The organism is Komagataeibacter oboediens, assembly GCF_018491655.1.
In the GTDB taxonomy this organism is placed as follows: domain Bacteria; phylum Pseudomonadota; class Alphaproteobacteria; order Acetobacterales; family Acetobacteraceae; genus Komagataeibacter; species Komagataeibacter oboediens.
In genome coordinates, this window is sequence record NZ_JABLUU010000005.1 from 61,745 (window position 1) to 78,236 (window position 16,492).

The following is a 16,492-nucleotide window of genomic DNA, read 5'->3' on the forward strand; positions in this document are numbered from 1 at the left end:
GGTGAAGCTTTTTTCATAAAGCGTCAGTGCGGGCCGTTATTTTGGGGGATGGGAAGTATGCCGGGATTTTCGCCATTTTCATCAGAAAGGAACGGGGAAACGCCGTTCTGGGCGGTTCGACCGGAATACGGTAATGGTGCCCATGAATAACAGCGAGGAACAGGATGCTGGCAGGTGTACATGACACATGACCGGACGCAGCCGTAGGCAGGCCGATCCAGCTGATTAATCGCTATTTATCAAATTAAGGGAAAGACCGGATGGTGGGTGCGACAGGGATTGAACCTGTGACCCCCGCCGTGTGAAGGCGATGCTCTACCGCTGAGCTACGCACCCATCCGCTTCGGTGGGGCCTTATTAATCCAGCCGCGCAGGGTGCGCAAGGGGGAAAAAACGCAGGGAGTGCTATTTTCGACCCGGCCGGCGGATGCGATAGGCCAGGGCTTCGGCAATGTGGGGGCGTTCCACATCCTCGGCTGCCGCCAGGTCGGCAACCGTCCGGGCAACCCGCAGCAGGCGGGTAAAGCCACGGGCGGAAAGATGCATCTTTTCAGATGCCTGTACTGCAAAATCACGCGCCGTGGCCGTGATGCGGAAATCATCTATGGGGGCTTCGGCATTCCGGGCTTCACCCTGTCGGCCATGCTGGCGCGCGACAGCTTCCCGGACGCGTGCAGCCACGGTGGCGCTGGGTTCGCCGCCGGTGGTTTCGGCAATGCGGGTCAGGGGCATCGGTTCGACATGGACGGCCATGTCCACACGGTCCAGCAACGGACCGGACAGGCGTGCCTGATAATCCTCGCCACAGCGTGGGGCCTTGCGACAGTCCTGCGCCGCATCGCCCAGATAGCCGCATTTGCACGGGTTCATGGCCGCGATCAGCTGGAAGCGGGCAGGGTAGGTGACATGGGCCGCGGCGCGGGCAATGGATATGGACCCCGTTTCCATGGGCTGGCGCAGGATTTCCAGCGCCGAGCGGGAGAATTCTGGCAATTCATCCAGAAACAGGACGCCACGATGCGCCAGGCTGACCTCACCGGGGCGGGCACGTGCGCCGCCACCGCTCAGGGCCGTGGGGCTGCTGGAATGGTGTGGATCGCGGAATGGCGGTCGGGACACCGGCTGCCCATCCTTCAGCAGGCCGCCAATGCTGTGGATGCGGCTGATTTCCAGCATCTCGACGGGGGTAAGGTCGGGCATGATACCGGGCAGGCGCGCGGCCAGCATGGATTTTCCCGCGCCCGGTGGCCCGACCATAAGCAGCGAATGACGACCGGCTGCGGCAATTTCCAGCGCGCGACGTGCGGTTTCCATGCCCCGGATATCAGCCAGATCGGGCAGGGCGGTCAGGCCGTCATCCATGCGGGCAGGCAGTTCAACGGGGTCAATGACCTGCTGCCCACGGAAATGGTTCAGCAGTTCGGGCAGGGAACGGACGGCAAGGATGTCCATGTCCTCGCTGGCCCAGCGAGCTTCCACGCCCTGGCTGGCGGGACAGATCAGCCCAAGCGACAGTCCGGCCGCCGTCATGGCGGCAGGCAGCACGCCGCAGACCGGGTTTACGCCGCCATCGAGCGACAGTTCGCCCAGCGCGGCATAACGCTGCGCAATATCGCCCGACAGCAGGCCCATGACCACCAGCAGCGCCAGCGCGATGGGCAGGTCGAAATGCGATCCTTCCTTCATCAGGCTGGCGGGCACCAGATTGACCACGATCCGCTTGGCCGGCAGGGCCAGCCCCATGGCGGACAGCGCCGCGCGCACGCGTTCGCGGGATTCATTGACAGCCTTGTCCGGCAGGCCCACGACCAGAAAGGACGGCAGACCGATGGAAAGCTGGACTTCAACTTTGACAGGAACGGCTTCGATGCCGGAAAAGGCAAAGCCACAGATGGATGCAAGCGCCGTATCAGTCATGGCATGATGATGCCGGATTGCGGACGGCTTGGCCATGATGGAACATGGATGAGCGGACCGGATTCCGGTGCAGACCAACCCGGACATCTCAATTTGTTGGCATAATATTTATTATAAAACTTTTAGATGTGGACGGGAGGGGACGTGTCCGGCTGTCTCACATCCTGTCTGTCCCAATCCCCTGTGCGCTTTCCTGCACATCATGATCCCAACTGGATCAATCCGGGATTGCATTCATGTGTTCCGGATCATTGTGGCGGATATGATACAGTGACGCGCGACAGCCACATCGCGCGTCACTTACGTACGGTCTTTAACGGATGCTCCGGAACGCCTGCCGTTGCGATATCCTGCTGATCCTACGCGTCGTGGACCATGTCCAGATCGGCAAAGCGCGTGAACTCCCCTTCGAAGAACAGGTGCACCGTCCCTGTCGGCCCATGACGCTGCTTTTCCAGGATCAGTTCCGCACGGTTGTGGGCAAGGTCCATCTTGCGCTGCCATTCCTCCATCGCGGTCTGGTACTTGTCCTGTGAGTCATAGGACGTTTCCTTGGGCTGGCGCTGCTGCAGGTAGTACTGGTCACGGTAGACGAACATCACCGCATCGGCGTCCTGCTCGATCGATCCCGATTCACGCAGGTCCGACAGCATGGGGCGCTTGTCTTCCCTGCTCTCCACCTGACGCGACAGCTGTGACAGGGCTATGACCGGCACCGACAGTTCCTTGGCCAGCGCCTTGAGGCCCTGCGTGATCATGGAGATTTCCAGCACGCGGTTTTCTGCCTTGGACCCGACCGATGGCCGCATGAGCTGCAGGTAATCGACCACCACCAGGCTCAGCCCCTTGGTGCGGGCCAGTCGGCGGCAGCGCGTGCGCATGGCCGAAAGCGTGATGGCGGGCGTATCATCAATATGCAGCGGCAGTTGTGCCAGCTCGCGGCTGACCTGTACGAAGCGGTCGAATTCCTTCTGCCCCAGGTCGCCCCGGCGGATCTTTTCACCCGATACGCTGGCCTGTTCGGACAGGATACGGGTCGCCAGCTGTTCGGACGACATTTCCAGCGAGAAGATGGCCACCGACCCCTTGGGCTTGGCATCGGCCGGGGCCTCCCGCGCTTCCTCCATGATCGCGCGCGCGGCGGAAAAGGCGATCTTGGTTGCCAGCGCCGTCTTGCCCATGGCCGGACGGCCGGCAAGGATCAGCAGGTCGGACGGATGCAGGCCACCGGTTTTCTTGTCCAGGTCACGCAGCCCGGTGGTCAGGCCGACCACGTCGCCGCTGCGGTTGAAGGCCTGCTGCGCAATTTCCAGCGCATCGGCCAGCGCGCGGTCAAAGGACTGGAACCCGCCATCCTGCCCCTTTTCCGTCGCCAGCTTGAACAGGGCTTCCTCGCTGGCGGCAATCTGGTTGGGGCCATCAAGGTCAGGCCGCGCGCCGAAGGCGTTGTTGACCACGTCCTGACCGATGTCGATCAACTGGCGGCGTATCCACGCATCATGGATCACGCGGCCATAGTCGGCCGCGTTGATGATGCCTACCATGGAGGTCAGCAGCTTGGCCAGGTAAGCCGTGCCGCCCACGGAATCCAGCACGCCGGTATTTTCGAACTCGGCCCGCAGCGTGACCGGGTCGGCCAGCTGCCCGCCTTCGATACGGCGGGAAATGGCGTCATAGATGCGGCCATTGACCTCATCGGCGAAATGCGCGCCGGTCAGGAAGTCGGATACGCGGTCATAGGCGCGGTTATTGGTCAGCAATGCACCCAGCAGCGCCTGTTCCGCCTGCAGGTTGGCAGGTGGCAGGCGTTGCGAGACACCAAGAAGTGAGTCCTTTTGCCCGGACTCTGCGGAGGGAGGATTCTGGATCGTATTCACCTCCCCATCCTACCTGATCCCCCCACGTGACAGGAAGGGGCATGATGGCCGGGGCGTCAGCCCCGCCGCGCCTGCACCAGCGATTCCGCGCGTCGGATGACGGCATGCGCCATGGCGTGGACCGTATCCGTCCCGTAGCGTTGCAGGATATCGCTGCGGGCCACCTGGCCGATCCGCGCGCACAGGTCGGGACGTGTGTAAAGGTGCAGGATCTGTGCCGCGAGCGCGTCCGGTGTCGATGCCGGCAGCAGGAAACCGTTCTGCCCATCACGGATGATATCGGGAATGGCGCCCACTGGCGTTGCAATGACCGGCAGTCCCGCCTGCATGGCTTCATGCACGGCAATGCACAGCCCTTCGAAATGGGACGGCTGGACATACACGTGCAACCCGCGGCAGAATTCCAGCGGATCCGGCAGGAACCCCTCGAAGCTTATGGCGTCCGCGGCCGTCCGGGCCGCCAGCGCCTGCAGGGCCACCATCTGCGATCCGCTGCCACACAGCGACAGGTGAATGCGCGCATCGGGGCGCGTGGCGCGGATGATGCCCATGGCCTGCACAAGCAGCTGCATGTTCTTTTCGGGTTCCAGCCGGCCCAGTGACCCGACATGGAAGGTCGCGCCCGGCTGCCCGTTCCATGGGGTGGCGGGCGGGACGCTGGCGCTGGCCATGAACAGCGGCCAGGTACAGATCCGCTCTGGCGGCAGGCCTAGCTGGGTACGGGTGGTGCGCGCCACATATTCGGAATCCGCCACCCAGAATGCGCTCATGTCACGCGACCGGCGCAGCAGGAAGCGGTTGGCGGGCTTGAGAAACGCACTGTGCTGCCAGCTGACGACGGGAATGCGCAGCAGCCTGCCGATAACCTGACCGAACAGGGTCGCGCGCGTCAGCGATGTCCATAACAGGTCGGGCCGGTTGGCACGGACATAACGAAACACCTCAGGCAGGGATGCGAACCGGTCGGGATCACGGTCATTGACGATATGGTAATCGATACCCGCGGCCTCCAGCCAGGCAATGGCGTTGCCTGCCTTGCGCGCCAGCGCCACGACGCGGACCTCATGCCCGCAGGCGCGCATCATCCCGATCACAGCCGGCAGTGGTCGTTCGGCGCCGCCGCCATTCAGGCTGTTAATAAGATAGAGGATACGCATTCATTACCAACAACTGATCCGGTCAGGGTCGTTCCTGCCGTCATTTTTCGGAACCGGAACACCGGATATGCAACGGCAAGAAGGCTTAATAGGGCAGTTTTACCCATTAGAAAACAGCATGACCGGCAATATCGGTGGTAAATCGTGCGGGCATGGCCCCTGCCCTGATCAGGACCGGTCACAGATACGTTGCATTGACGGGTTGTGTGCGCTGGCGTTTCTGATTACGCGTCGTGGATACTTTCCCGTGGAAAATGGTTCATGACCGTACTCAATAATACGTCTCTGCCCCACCTGCCGGCCAATATCGTGGTACCTGCCTATGACCGTAGCAAGGTCACACCCGGCATCGCGCATATCAGCGTGGGTAATTTCCATCGCGCCCATCAGGCGGTTTACATGGATCGCGTCCTGGCCCGCCCCGGTCAGGCCGGCTGGGGCCTGCTGGGCATCGGGTTGATGGAAAACCCGCATGAAGCCCGGAAGGCAGAGGACATGGAAGCGCAGGACTGCCTGTATTCCCTGACCGAATGCGCCCCCGACGTGCCCAACGTGGTGCGTGTGATCGGGTCCATTACGGAATATATGTATGCCCCCGCCGACCGCGCGGCCACCATTGCGCGCCTGGCTGATCCCGCGATCCGCATTGTCAGCATGACCGTGACCGAAGGCGGGTATTACGTGGATGAAAACGGTGTTTTCCCCATCGATCATCCCGTGATCGCCGAGGACCTGAAGCGCGAGGTGCCGCATACCGTGTTCGGCCTGCTGACCGAGGCACTGCGCAGGCGTCGGGAAAGCGGTGCCGGCCCCTTCACCATCCTGTCGTGTGACAACCTGCCCCAGAACGGCCATGTCGCCCGCACGGCCTTTCTTGGCTGGGCGCGCGCGCGTGACCCGGACCTTGCGCGGTGGATGGAGGAAAACGTCACCTTCCCCTGCACCATGGTCGATCGCATCACCCCGGCCGTCCACCCCGATGATGTCCGCCGCCTGGATGCGGAAAGCGGGCTGGATGACCGTATTCCCGTTTTCTGCGAGGATTTCATCCAGTGGGTGGTCGAGGATAAATTCTGTGCCGGCCGTCCTGAACTTGACGCCGTGGGCGTACAGTTCACCGATAATGTCCAGCCATATGAGGAGGTGAAGCTGCACATGCTCAACGCCTCCCATTCGCTGCTGGGCCTGTCCGGCGTGCTGTCGGGCTATCGGGTGGTCAGTGAGATCATGGAAGACCTGAACGAGGTCACGCTGGTCGAGCAGTATCTCGCCTTTGATGCCGAGCCGCTGCTGCACGCTCCGCCGGGCATGGCGCTGACCGAATACGGCAGGCGCCTGCTGCACCGCTTCCGCAACCGGGCGATCAGCGACCAGCTCCTGCGCATTGCATCTGACAGCACGTCCAAGCTGCCCATGTTCGTCAAGAGCACAGCCATGGGTGTGATCGCGCACGGGCGCCCCGTGGAGCGCATCGCCTTTGTCGTGGCCTGTTATGCTGAATACCTGCGCGGGCATGATGACAGGGGACAGGCCTATGACATTGTCGAGCCGCACCTGACCGATGATGACCGGGTGAAGGCGGCCTCGCCCCGCCTGGAGGACGCGCTGGACATGAGTGCCTTTGCCGGGTGGGAACTGGCGGAGAATTCCGGATTCGTCCAGACCTACCTTGCCTTGCGCCAGTCCATTCGTGCCAACGGCACGCGGGCGACGCTGGCAACGGTTATATCTGGTGGGAAATAGACGTTTCAGGGGGCGTTCATGCCCGCTGAAATGTTGAGACACACGATTTATTCATCAAGTTAGGCTTGACCCGGCGGTAAGTCCTACGTTTTCTCATGGGAGAATGTTCGGACTGTATCACGGTAATCAGGAAAACTTATGAATAGCCTTATACGCTCGGCTCCCCTTCTGGTGGCTGCCATAGCCGTCTGTGCGCTGACAGGTCTGTACCTGCTGGGCGGCGGCCTGTGGCTGTGCCTTATCGGGGGTTCATTTTACTACGTTGTCGCGGGGCTTCTGCTGCTGGTCACGGCATTCCTGCTGTTCCGGCGGCAGGCATCCGCACTGACGGTCTATGCGGTGCTACTGCTTGGCACCATGGCATGGGCCGTCAACGAAGCCGGGTTTGACTTCTGGGCCCTTGCGCCGCGTGGGGATATTCTTGTTCCCATCGGTATCGTGCTGGCCCTGCCGTGGGTGACACGGCACCTTCAGCCTGCGGGCATGGCTGCGCGCGCGCCGCTGCTGGGCGCGATTGTTGCGGCTGTTGTCGTGGTGGGCATCGCCCTGACCGGCGACCCGCAGGATATTGCGGGCAACCTGCCACCGGTGGCCAGTGACGCCCCCGAACCAGGTGATGCCCACCAGATGCCCGATGGCGACTGGCAGGCATATGGCCGCACGCAGTTCGGGGACCGTTTCTCCCCGCTCCGGCAGATCAATGCGGACAACGTCAGCAGGCTGAAGGTGGCATGGACGTTCCGCACCGGCGACCTGCGTGGCCCCAATGACCCCGGTGAGATCACCGATGAGGTCACCCCCATCAAGATCCGTGATACGCTTTATCTGTGTACCCCCCACCAGATCCTGTTCGCCCTGGATGCGAAAACGGGTAAGCAGCGGTGGAAGTTCGATCCCAAGCTGGCCTACAACCCCACGTTCCAGCACCTGACCTGCCGTGGCGTGTCCTATCATGAGGACAAGGCCGACACGCAGGCTGCGGATGGCGCGACCGCGCCGGTGGAATGCGCGCGCCGCATCTTCCTGCCTACCAATGATGGCCAGCTGTTTGCGCTGGATGCCGAAACCGGTGCGCGCTGTGCCGCCTTCGGCAACAATGGCGTGGTGGACCTGCGCGATGGCATGCCGGTCAAGACGCTGGGCTTTTATGAACCGACGTCTCCCCCGGTCGTGACCGACACCACCGTGATCGTGTCCGGCGCCGTGACCGACAACTATTCCACGCATGAACCCTCTGGCGTGACGCGCGGCTTCGATGTGCACACCGGCGCGCTGAAATGGGCGTTCGACCCCGGTAATCCCGACCCGAACGAAATGCCGTCCGAACATCACACCTTCGTGCCCAACTCCCCCAATTCGTGGATTACGTCGTCCTATGATGCCAACCTGGACCTGATCTACATCCCGATGGGCGTGCAGACGCCCGATATCTGGGGCGGTAACCGCGGCGCGGATGCCGAACGCTATGCCAGCTCGATCGTGGCGCTGAATGCGTCTACCGGCAAGCTGGTATGGAGCTACCAGACCGTTCACCATGACCTGTGGGACATGGACATTCCGGCCCAGCCCAGCCTGGTCGATATCCGCAACGAACAGGGCGAGGTCATTCCCACGCTGTATGCCCCGGCCAAGACCGGCAACATCTTCGTGCTGGACCGTCGTAACGGCCATCTGGTCGTGCCGGCACCCGAACGCCCCGTGCCGCAGGGGGCTGCCCCCGGTGATCACCTGTCGCCCACGCAGCCCTTCTCCCAGCTGACGTTCCGTCCCAGCAAGCTGCTGACGGATGCCGATATGTGGGGTGGGACGATGTATGACCAGCTGATCTGCCGGATCATGTTTCATCGCCTGCGTTACGAAGGTACGTTCACGCCGCCTTCGCTGCAGGGCACGCTGGTGTTCCCGGGTAACCTTGGCATGTTTGAATGGGGTGGCCTTGCGGTTGATCCCGTGCGGCAGATCGCGATCGCCAATCCCATCGCCATCCCGTTCGTGTCCAAGCTGATCCCCCGCGGCCCGAACAACCCCGCAACGCCTGACAAGTCCCTGCCCTCGGGTAGCGAAAGTGGCGTGCAGCCGCAGTTCGGCGTACCGTATGGCGTGGACCTGCATCCGTTCCTGTCGCCGCTGGGCCTGCCGTGCAAGCAGCCGGCCTGGGGCTACATGTCCGGCATTGATCTGCGCACCAACAAGATCGTGTGGAAGCACCGCAACGGCACGATCCGTGACAGTGCGCCGCTGCCGCTGCCGATCAAGATGGGCGTGCCCAGCCTGGGCGGCCCCCTGACCACGGCGGGGGGCGTGGCCTTCCTGACCTCGACGCTGGATTATTACATCCGTGCGTATGACGTCACCAATGGCCGCGTCCTGTGGCAGGACCGCCTGCCCGCTGGTGGTCAGTCCACCCCCATGACCTACGCGGTGGATGGCAAGCAGTACATCGTGACCGCGGATGGCGGCCACGGGTCGTTCGGCACGAAGCTGGGTGACTATATCGTCGCCTACAGCCTGCCGGACCAGAACTGAGCATTGGAAGCCGGGGAAGGATTTTTTCCTTTCCCGGCTTGACATGACCGGTTCTATCTATATTCATCGGTATATAGATATTGCTGCAACAGGACACTGCAGACCCATTTATTCAAGGGTTTGCGGTGGTTCTGTCGTATTTAGATCATAAATAAATAAGTCTTATTACAGCTTTGATCTTACGCGCCCCCAAACGGCTTGATTAGGAAACGGTAATACAAAAGTTTCCGCCGTGGCGCCGATGTTCCCGCACATCCGGCAGTTCCGGTGCCTTCTGAATGGCGCAACAATGCGCTGTTTCGTGTGTTTCGCGCCATATCGGCACTGGAACCGGGCGGATGATACGGGGTGATATGATGACTTTCACAACCGCGAGAACATCGTGATTAAACGTATTGCAGCAGCGATTGTGGGAATCGGTGTCGCCGGCGGCGTCGGGTTCCTTGCCTATGCGTGGTATCCGGCCATTGCGCCGGTTGCTCCGCCTCCTCCTTCCTCTTTTTCCGCAGCGCAGATCGAGCGCGGGCGCGTGCTGGCCGCTGGCGGCTACTGCGCCGAATGCCACACCCGCACGGATGGCAAGCGCGGTGTCGAGCTGGCGGGCGATTACAAGATGGACACGCCCTTTGGCGCCATCTTCTCCTCCAACATCACGCCGGATCCCGAAACGGGTATCGGCCACTGGTCGGAAGCCGCCTTCAAGCGCGCCATGCGCAAGGGCATTTCGCGTGACGGCACGCAGCTTTTCCCGGCCTTCCCGTTTGACCACTTCACGCACATGACGGATCAGGACATCGATGATGTCTATGCTTTCCTCATGACGCGCGAACCGGTGCATTCGGTCAAGCGCGACAACACGGTGGGCTTCCCCTTCAACATCCGTCTGGAACAGGCGGGCTGGAAGCTTCTGTTCCTGCATGAAGGGCCGCTGAAGAACGATCCGTCGCATGATGCCGAATGGAACCGTGGCGCCTATCTGGCCGAAGGCCTGAGCCACTGTTCCGCCTGTCACACCCCGCGTAACCTCATGGGTGCGGAGAAGGCCAGCGCGCCGTATGATGGCGCCCCGGTGGACAACTGGATCGCACCGCCGCTTAACGAGCACAATCCCACTCCGGTCGTGTGGACCGAGGACGAGTATTTCAAATACTTGCGCTTTGGCTCCGCCCCGCTGCATGGCAGTGCTGCCGGTCCCATGTCGCCCGTGGTTCACGGTGGCCTGAGCGAAATGCCGGAATCCGATGTGCACGCGATCGCGCATTATCTGGCTGATATCGACCACGCCTCCTCCCGCGTAAGCCAGGACCCCAAGGCCATCGCATGGGCCATGCAGGCTTCCATGAAGGATCTGCTCGGGCCGCAGGTGAACCCGAATGCGAAGCTGTATGCCGGCGCCTGCGCCGCATGCCACGCCAACGCCGGCCCGCAGCCGGTTGAAGGCCGCCCCGACCTGGCGCTGAACAACGCGCTGTGGCTGGATGAGCCGACCAACCTGTTCCAGGTCATCCTGCGCGGGATCGGGACGACAGAAGGTATTTCCACCGTTTCCATGCCCAGTTTCTACCATTCCTTCTCGGATGCGGATCTGGCCCGCCTGGCAGCCTACCTGCGTGCGACCCGCACGACCCTGCCACCGTGGACCGATCTGGAGAAGAAGGCGGCCGAGGTTCGCAAGACCCTGCCCGCCCCCCCAGTCGCGTCGTCCCATTGAGCTGAAAGACGGAGCTAGAACATGACGACCTTTCGCCTCAATGGACGGGAAGTAACCGTTGACGTACCGGGTGATACCCCCCTGCTGTGGGTCATCCGTGACGAAGTTGGCCTGACCGGAACGAAATTCGGTTGCGGCATTGGCATGTGTGGTGCGTGCACCATCCATATCGGTGGCCGGGCCACCCGTTCCTGCGTGACCCCTATCAGTGCTGCCGAAGGCGCTGACATCACCACGATCGAAGGCATCGATCCCGAGGGTAACCACCCCGTGCAGCAGGTCTGGCGTGAAATCCAGGTGCCGCAGTGCGGCTACTGCCAGTCCGGGCAGATCATGCAGGCCATAAGCCTGCTGAAGGATTACCCCTCTCCCACGGATGAGGAAATCGATGCCGTCATGGCTGGCAGCCTGTGCCGGTGCATGACCTACATTCGCATTCGTGAGGCCATCAAGAAGGCCGCGGCCACCGCACGCGGAGATGCATCAAATGGGTAGATTAAACCGCTTCCGCCTTGGCAAGGACGGACGCCGTGAGCAGGCTTCCCTGTCACGTCGCGGCTTCCTTGTCACTTCTCTGGGCGCCGGCGTCATGTTTGGCTTCGCGCGTCCGTCATCCGCCAACCAGATTTTCCCGCTCGACCGGTCGCTGCCGGGTGACGGGGCGTTCGAGCCCACCATCTGGTGTTCGATCGCACCCGATGGGGAAATCACGGTCAACATCATCCGCGCGGAAATGGGCCAGCATATCGGCACCGCCCTCGCCCGCATCATCGCGGATGAAATGGAAGCCGACTGGAGCAAGGTCCGCATCAACTATGTGGACACCGACCCCAAGTGGGGCCTGATGGTCACCGGTGGCAGCTGGTCGGTGTGGATGACATGGGATGTCTTCCGCCAGGCCGGTGCCGCAACGCGCACGGCCATGGTGGAGGAAGGTGCCCGCCTGCTGGGCACCACGCCGGACAAGTGCACCGTCGCCAACAGCATTGTCAGTGCCGGTGGCAAGCAGATCAGCTTTGGCGACATCGTGGCCAAGGGACATCCGTCCCATTCCTTCACGCCGGAGGAAATGGCCAAGCTGCCGCTCAAGCCCGCCAGCGAGCGCAGGCTGATCGGCAATGCCGAGCTCAAGGCGCTGGACATTCCCGCCAAGACCAACGGCACGGCCATCTACGGGATCGACGCCAAGGTGGAGGGCATGCTGTATGCCCGCCCCAAGATGCCGCCCACGCGCTATGGCTCCAAGGTGCGGTCGGTTGACGATACCGACGCCAAGAAGATCAAGGGCTATGTCCGTTACCTGCTGATCGAGGATCCGTCCGAGGTCGTTCAGGGCTGGGTTGTGGTGCTGGCCGAAAGCTACAGCGCCGCCATCCGCGCGACGGACGCGCTGAAGGTTGACTGGACGCCGGGCGAGACGATCCACACGTCCGAACGCGACATTCAGGACCGCGGGCGCGAGCTGATCAGCAACAAGGAAGGCGGCGTCTACATCTTCAATGATGATGGCGTGGACCAGGCCTTCAGCAGTGCGCATACGGTCATGGAGCAGGAATATACCTGCGCATCCGTGCTGCATTACCAGCTGGAGCCGACCAATGCGCTGGCCTTTGAAAAGGACGGCGTGTACGAAATCCATGCGGGCAACCAGTGGCAGAGCCTGATCCTGCCCACGCTGGCCAAGTCGCTGCAGGTGCCGGAATCCAAGGTCATCCTGCGCAGCTACCTGCTGGGTGGCGGGTTTGGCCGCCGTCTCAACGGGGATTACATGATCCCGGCCGCCCTTGCGTCCAAGGCGCTGGGTGGCAAGCCGGTCAAGCTGATCCTGACCCGGTCGGACGACATGCAGTTCGATTCCTTCCGTTCGCCTTCGGTCCAGCGTGTGCGCATGGCCTTTGACAGCAGCGATAAGATCACCTCCATGGATTACCAGGCCGCCGCGGGCTGGCCCACGGGTGTGATGGCCGAAGCGTTCATGGAAAAGGGCGTGGATGGCAAGCCGTATGACCAGTTCGCCATCGCTGGTGGTGATCACTGGTATGAAGTCGGCGCCTTCCGGGTGCGTGCGCTGCGCAACGACCTGGCGGAAAAGACCTTCCGTCCCGGCTGGCTGCGTTCGGTCAGCCCCGGCTGGACCAGCTGGGGGGTCGAGTGCTTCCTTGATGAGGTCGCGCATCGCCAGAAAAAGGATCCTGCCCAGTTCCGCCTTGAACTGCTGACCGCGCAGGGCCGGAACAAGGGTCAGGCGCCCGATTCCGTTGGTGGCGCGCTGCGTCAGGCCGCTGTCGTGCGCAGGCTTATGGAAAAGGTGAACTGGGGCAAGACCACCCTGCCCAAGGACACCGCGATGGGCCTCGCCACCACGGCGGGACAGGAACGTGGCATGCCGACGTGGATCGGCTGCGTGGCGCAGGTGCATGTGGACCGCAGCACCGGCGTGGTGACCTGCCAGAAGCTGACCATCGTCGTCGATGCCGGTACCGTCGTCGATCCCGATGGCGCGAAGGCCCAGACCGAAGGTGCTGCACTGTGGGGTCTGAGCATGGCCCTGTTCGAAAATACGGAAATCGTGAACGGCATGCCGGTTGACCGTAACCTGAACACCTACACGCCACTGCGTATTGCCGACACGCCGGAAATGGACATTGAGTTCCTGCCCAGCACCGAAAAGCCGATGGGTCTGGGTGAACCTGGCACGACGGTGGTCGGGCCTGCCATTGGCAATGCCATCTTCAACGCCGTGGGCGTACGCCTGCGTCACATGCCGGTCCGCCCGGCGGATGTTCTGCGGGGCCTGCAGAACAGCTAGGCTGTCATGGCCTGAATACGAAAAACCCCGGCATGCCTCGCATGCCGGGTTTTTTTGTTATCTGGACAGATGCGACAGTGGGGGCGTATCGCGCATCCCTGCCCTATCCCCAAGGGGCTATGTCCGTTCCTGGGTGCGCGCTGTCCCTCCCCAGGCGGTCAATGGGGCCGCATGCCCATGCAGGCGGCCAGTATGGTCAGGAAACACAGTTCCGCCAGACAGATGATAAACCACTGCAGCGTCATGTACCCTCGCGGCATGGCCCCGCGCTGCCAGGCCATGCGTTCCACCACGGCGGTGGCGGCGAATCCTGCGATCAGGATCAGCAGTCCGATCAGTTCGTGCACCGTGGCAAAGCACAGCCCCACCCAGCCAGTGACGGCAGGTGCGCCCCCCATGGCAAGGCGCAGGTTGGTCAGGCGCTGCGTGCCGCCGGCGGGAATGATGTCCGGCCGTTCCAGCGCCAGCCCCCAGTGGACCGCGCCAAGGAAGGACAGCATGACCGCGCCATATCCTACTGCCGCCGTCAGCAGGCGGGGCGTATGGTCGGGTGTGAGGAACAGGATCGCGCATGTGCAGCCAACCAGTGGCAGCAGGCTTGCCAGCGCGGTGACGATGGCAAGCAGTGGCAGGCGTTTCACGGCGGGTCTCTCCTATCTTGTCATGTTGTGCATAGCCTGCTCTGGCATGATGCGTCGCATCTGTTATCGTGGGGCAGGATATGCATGCGGTCGTATGCCGTATCCCCATAATGTCAAATCTGAGGAAACAGATACCATGAGCGCCATTATCGATATCATCGCCCGTGAAATACTCGACAGCCGCGGCAACCCCACCATCGAGGTGGATGTCGAACTGGCGTCTGGCGCAAAAGGCCGGGCGGCCGTCCCTTCGGGCGCGTCCACCGGCGCGCATGAAGCTGTTGAACTGCGTGATGGCGACCCCAAGCGCTATGGCGGCAAGGGCGTGCTCAAGGCGGCAAGCCATGTCGAGCATGAGATCCTTGAAGCCCTGCAGGGTGTGGAGTCGACCGATCAGGTCGCCATTGACGAGGCGATGATCGACCTTGATGGCACCCCCAACAAGTCCCGTCTGGGTGCGAACGCGATTCTGGGCGTATCCCTGGCCGTGGCCAAGGCATCGGCCGAGGAACTGCAGACCCCGCTGTACCGCTATGTCGGCGGCGTGTATGCCCGCACCCTGCCTGTGCCGATGATGAACATCATCAACGGTGGCCAGCATGCCGACAACCCCATCGACATCCAGGAATTCATGATCCAGCCGGTGGGCGCGCCCACGGTGACCGATGCGATCCGCATGGGATCGGAAATCTTTGCCCAGCTCAAGAAAAGCCTGTCAGGTGCGGGGTACAACACCAATGTTGGTGATGAAGGCGGGTTTGCGCCCGCGCTGAAATCCGCCGATGAGGCACTGGGCTTCATGATGCGCGCGGTCGAGGCCGCAGGCTACAGGCCCGGCGATGACGTGACCTTCGCACTCGATTGCGCCGCGACCGAGTTTTACAAGAATGGCCGTTATGAACTGAAGGGCGAGGACAGGAGCCTCGACGCCGCTGGCATGATCGCCTATCTGGCCGACCTGTCTGCACGCTATCCCATCATCTCGATCGAGGATGGTCTGGCGGAAGATGACTGGGAAGGCTGGGCCGAACTGACTGCCAATCTGGGGCATAAGCTGCAGCTTGTGGGTGACGACCTGTTCGTGACCAATCCCGACCGCCTGCGTCGGGGAATCAAGGCGGGTGTTGCCAATTCGCTTCTGGTCAAGGTCAACCAGATCGGCACGCTGAGCGAGACGCTGGAGGCCGTGCAGATGGCTCAGCATGCCGGTTACACGGCGGTGATGAGCCACCGCTCCGGTGAGACGGAAGACAGCACCATTGCCGATCTGGCGGTGGCGACCAATTGCGGGCAGATCAAGACCGGTTCCCTGTCGCGTTCGGACCGGACCGCGAAATACAACCAGCTGATCCGTATCGAGAACGAACTGGCCACGGCGGCCCGCTATGCCGGGCGTACGATCCTGAAGAACGGGTGACACGCCATGCCGGACGGGGTAATTCCGTCCGGCAACAGGGCACGGCAGGGAAAGGAATACGATGCAGCTGGGTAAGATCATACGGCGCGTGATGGGCGCCACCATTCCCCCTGCCCTGTTTATCGGGCTTACGGCCTATTTCGGCTGGAATGTCATGCGGGGTGAACATGGGCTGCACAGCTATGCTGCACAGCTGCACCTGCTGGATGAAGCGCGTTCCGCGCAGAAGGATGCGGCTGCGGAACAGGAAGTATGGTTGCGCCGCGTGCGCGGGCTGAAGGAGGGTGCGCTGGATACCGACCTGCTGGATGAACGCGCGCGCTCCATGCAGAACCTTGCCCGGCAGGATGAAATTGTCGTCCCCTATGGTGAGCACGACCATTTGTACTGACCCCCCGCGTGGCAGGCATAAAAAAACCCCGGGAACGTCCCGGGGTTTTTTGTATCCGTCTGCGCGGAAGATTATTTGATCTTCGCTTCGCGGAAGGCCACGTGTTTGCGGGCGACGGGGTCGTATTTGCGCATTTCCATCTTGCCGGTCTGGGCGCGGGCATTCTTCTTGGTCACATAGAAGTAGCCGGTGTCCGCCGTGGAGACGAGTTTGATCTGGATGGTGTTGGTCTTGGCCATGATATCCTCAGCACTGCTTTGCCGCTGCTGGAACATTCAGGTACAGCAGTGGTTCAAGTGGGCG

Annotated in this window: 12 protein-coding genes and 1 tRNA gene; 7 read left to right on the forward strand and 6 right to left on the reverse strand. The window is 62.1% G+C overall.

Annotated elements, in window-relative coordinates:
* Positions 1-261 precede the first annotated feature (261 nt).
* The 4 genes from HNO79_RS06160 to HNO79_RS06175 all read right to left on the reverse strand — a co-directional run bounded on the left by HNO79_RS06160 (position 262) and on the right by HNO79_RS06175 (position 4,951).
* Positions 262-336 (reverse strand) — tRNA-Val (locus tag HNO79_RS06160).
* A gap of 69 nt (positions 337-405) precedes the next feature.
* Positions 406-1,917, reverse strand: a complete 1,512-nt coding sequence (locus HNO79_RS06165) for a YifB family Mg chelatase-like AAA ATPase (RefSeq protein ID WP_214164932.1) — start codon at positions 1,915-1,917, stop codon at positions 406-408.
* A 359-nt stretch (positions 1,918-2,276) separates the two neighbouring features.
* The gene (locus HNO79_RS06170; protein WP_010513480.1) at positions 2,277-3,794 is read right to left on the reverse strand and encodes a replicative DNA helicase; all 1,518 of its coding nucleotides are present in this window, start codon (positions 3,792-3,794) and stop codon (positions 2,277-2,279) included.
* Between the two features lie 56 nt (positions 3,795-3,850).
* The gene (locus HNO79_RS06175) at positions 3,851-4,951 is read right to left on the reverse strand and encodes a glycosyltransferase family 4 protein (RefSeq protein WP_214164931.1); all 1,101 of its coding nucleotides are present in this window, start codon (positions 4,949-4,951) and stop codon (positions 3,851-3,853) included.
* 261 nt (positions 4,952-5,212) lie between these two features.
* Between HNO79_RS06175 and HNO79_RS06180 the strand changes: the two genes are divergently transcribed.
* The 5 genes from HNO79_RS06180 to HNO79_RS06200 all read left to right on the forward strand — a co-directional run bounded on the left by HNO79_RS06180 (position 5,213) and on the right by HNO79_RS06200 (position 13,740).
* Positions 5,213-6,694, forward strand: a complete 1,482-nt coding sequence (locus tag HNO79_RS06180) for a mannitol dehydrogenase family protein (protein WP_214164930.1) — start codon at positions 5,213-5,215, stop codon at positions 6,692-6,694.
* A gap of 138 nt (positions 6,695-6,832) precedes the next feature.
* Entirely contained in the window at positions 6,833-9,220 is a 2,388-nt protein-coding gene (locus HNO79_RS06185) for a glucose/quinate/shikimate family membrane-bound PQQ-dependent dehydrogenase (RefSeq protein WP_010513476.1), read from the forward strand.
* Positions 9,221-9,602: 382 nt separating this feature from the next.
* Positions 9,603-10,931 (forward strand): cytochrome c, encoded by a 1,329-nt coding sequence (locus HNO79_RS06190; RefSeq protein WP_214164929.1) that lies wholly within the window; start codon positions 9,603-9,605, stop codon positions 10,929-10,931.
* Between the two features lie 21 nt (positions 10,932-10,952).
* Positions 10,953-11,426 (forward strand): (2Fe-2S)-binding protein, encoded by a 474-nt coding sequence (locus HNO79_RS06195; protein ID WP_010513474.1) that lies wholly within the window; start codon positions 10,953-10,955, stop codon positions 11,424-11,426.
* Positions 11,419-13,740 carry a xanthine dehydrogenase family protein molybdopterin-binding subunit gene (locus HNO79_RS06200; RefSeq protein ID WP_048856363.1) on the forward strand — a complete coding sequence of 774 codons (2,322 nt, stop codon included), beginning with the start codon at positions 11,419-11,421 and terminating at the stop codon, positions 13,738-13,740. The genes HNO79_RS06195 and HNO79_RS06200 overlap by 8 nt, the downstream gene beginning before the upstream one ends.
* Positions 13,741-13,898: 158 nt before the next feature.
* On the opposite strand, the gene HNO79_RS06205 is transcribed toward HNO79_RS06200, so the two are convergent.
* A complete protein-coding gene (locus HNO79_RS06205) occupies positions 13,899-14,381 on the reverse strand; it encodes a DUF3429 domain-containing protein (protein WP_010513472.1) in 483 nt (160 codons plus the stop codon).
* Positions 14,382-14,517: 136 nt separating this feature from the next.
* On the opposite strand from HNO79_RS06205, the gene eno reads away from it, so the two are divergent.
* Positions 14,518-15,798: a phosphopyruvate hydratase gene (gene eno, locus HNO79_RS06210; RefSeq protein ID WP_048856387.1), complete on the forward strand. Its 1,281-nt coding sequence runs from the start codon at positions 14,518-14,520 to the stop codon at positions 15,796-15,798.
* Positions 15,799-15,859: 61 nt separating this feature from the next.
* Positions 15,860-16,189 carry an FtsB family cell division protein gene (locus HNO79_RS06215; protein ID WP_010513470.1) on the forward strand — a complete coding sequence of 110 codons (330 nt, stop codon included), beginning with the start codon at positions 15,860-15,862 and terminating at the stop codon, positions 16,187-16,189.
* A gap of 71 nt (positions 16,190-16,260) precedes the next feature.
* Here the strand turns inward: HNO79_RS06215 and rpmG are convergent, their stop codons facing one another.
* Positions 16,261-16,428 (reverse strand): 50S ribosomal protein L33, encoded by a 168-nt coding sequence (gene rpmG / locus HNO79_RS06220; RefSeq protein WP_003620129.1) that lies wholly within the window; start codon positions 16,426-16,428, stop codon positions 16,261-16,263.
* Positions 16,429-16,492 lie beyond the last annotated feature (64 nt).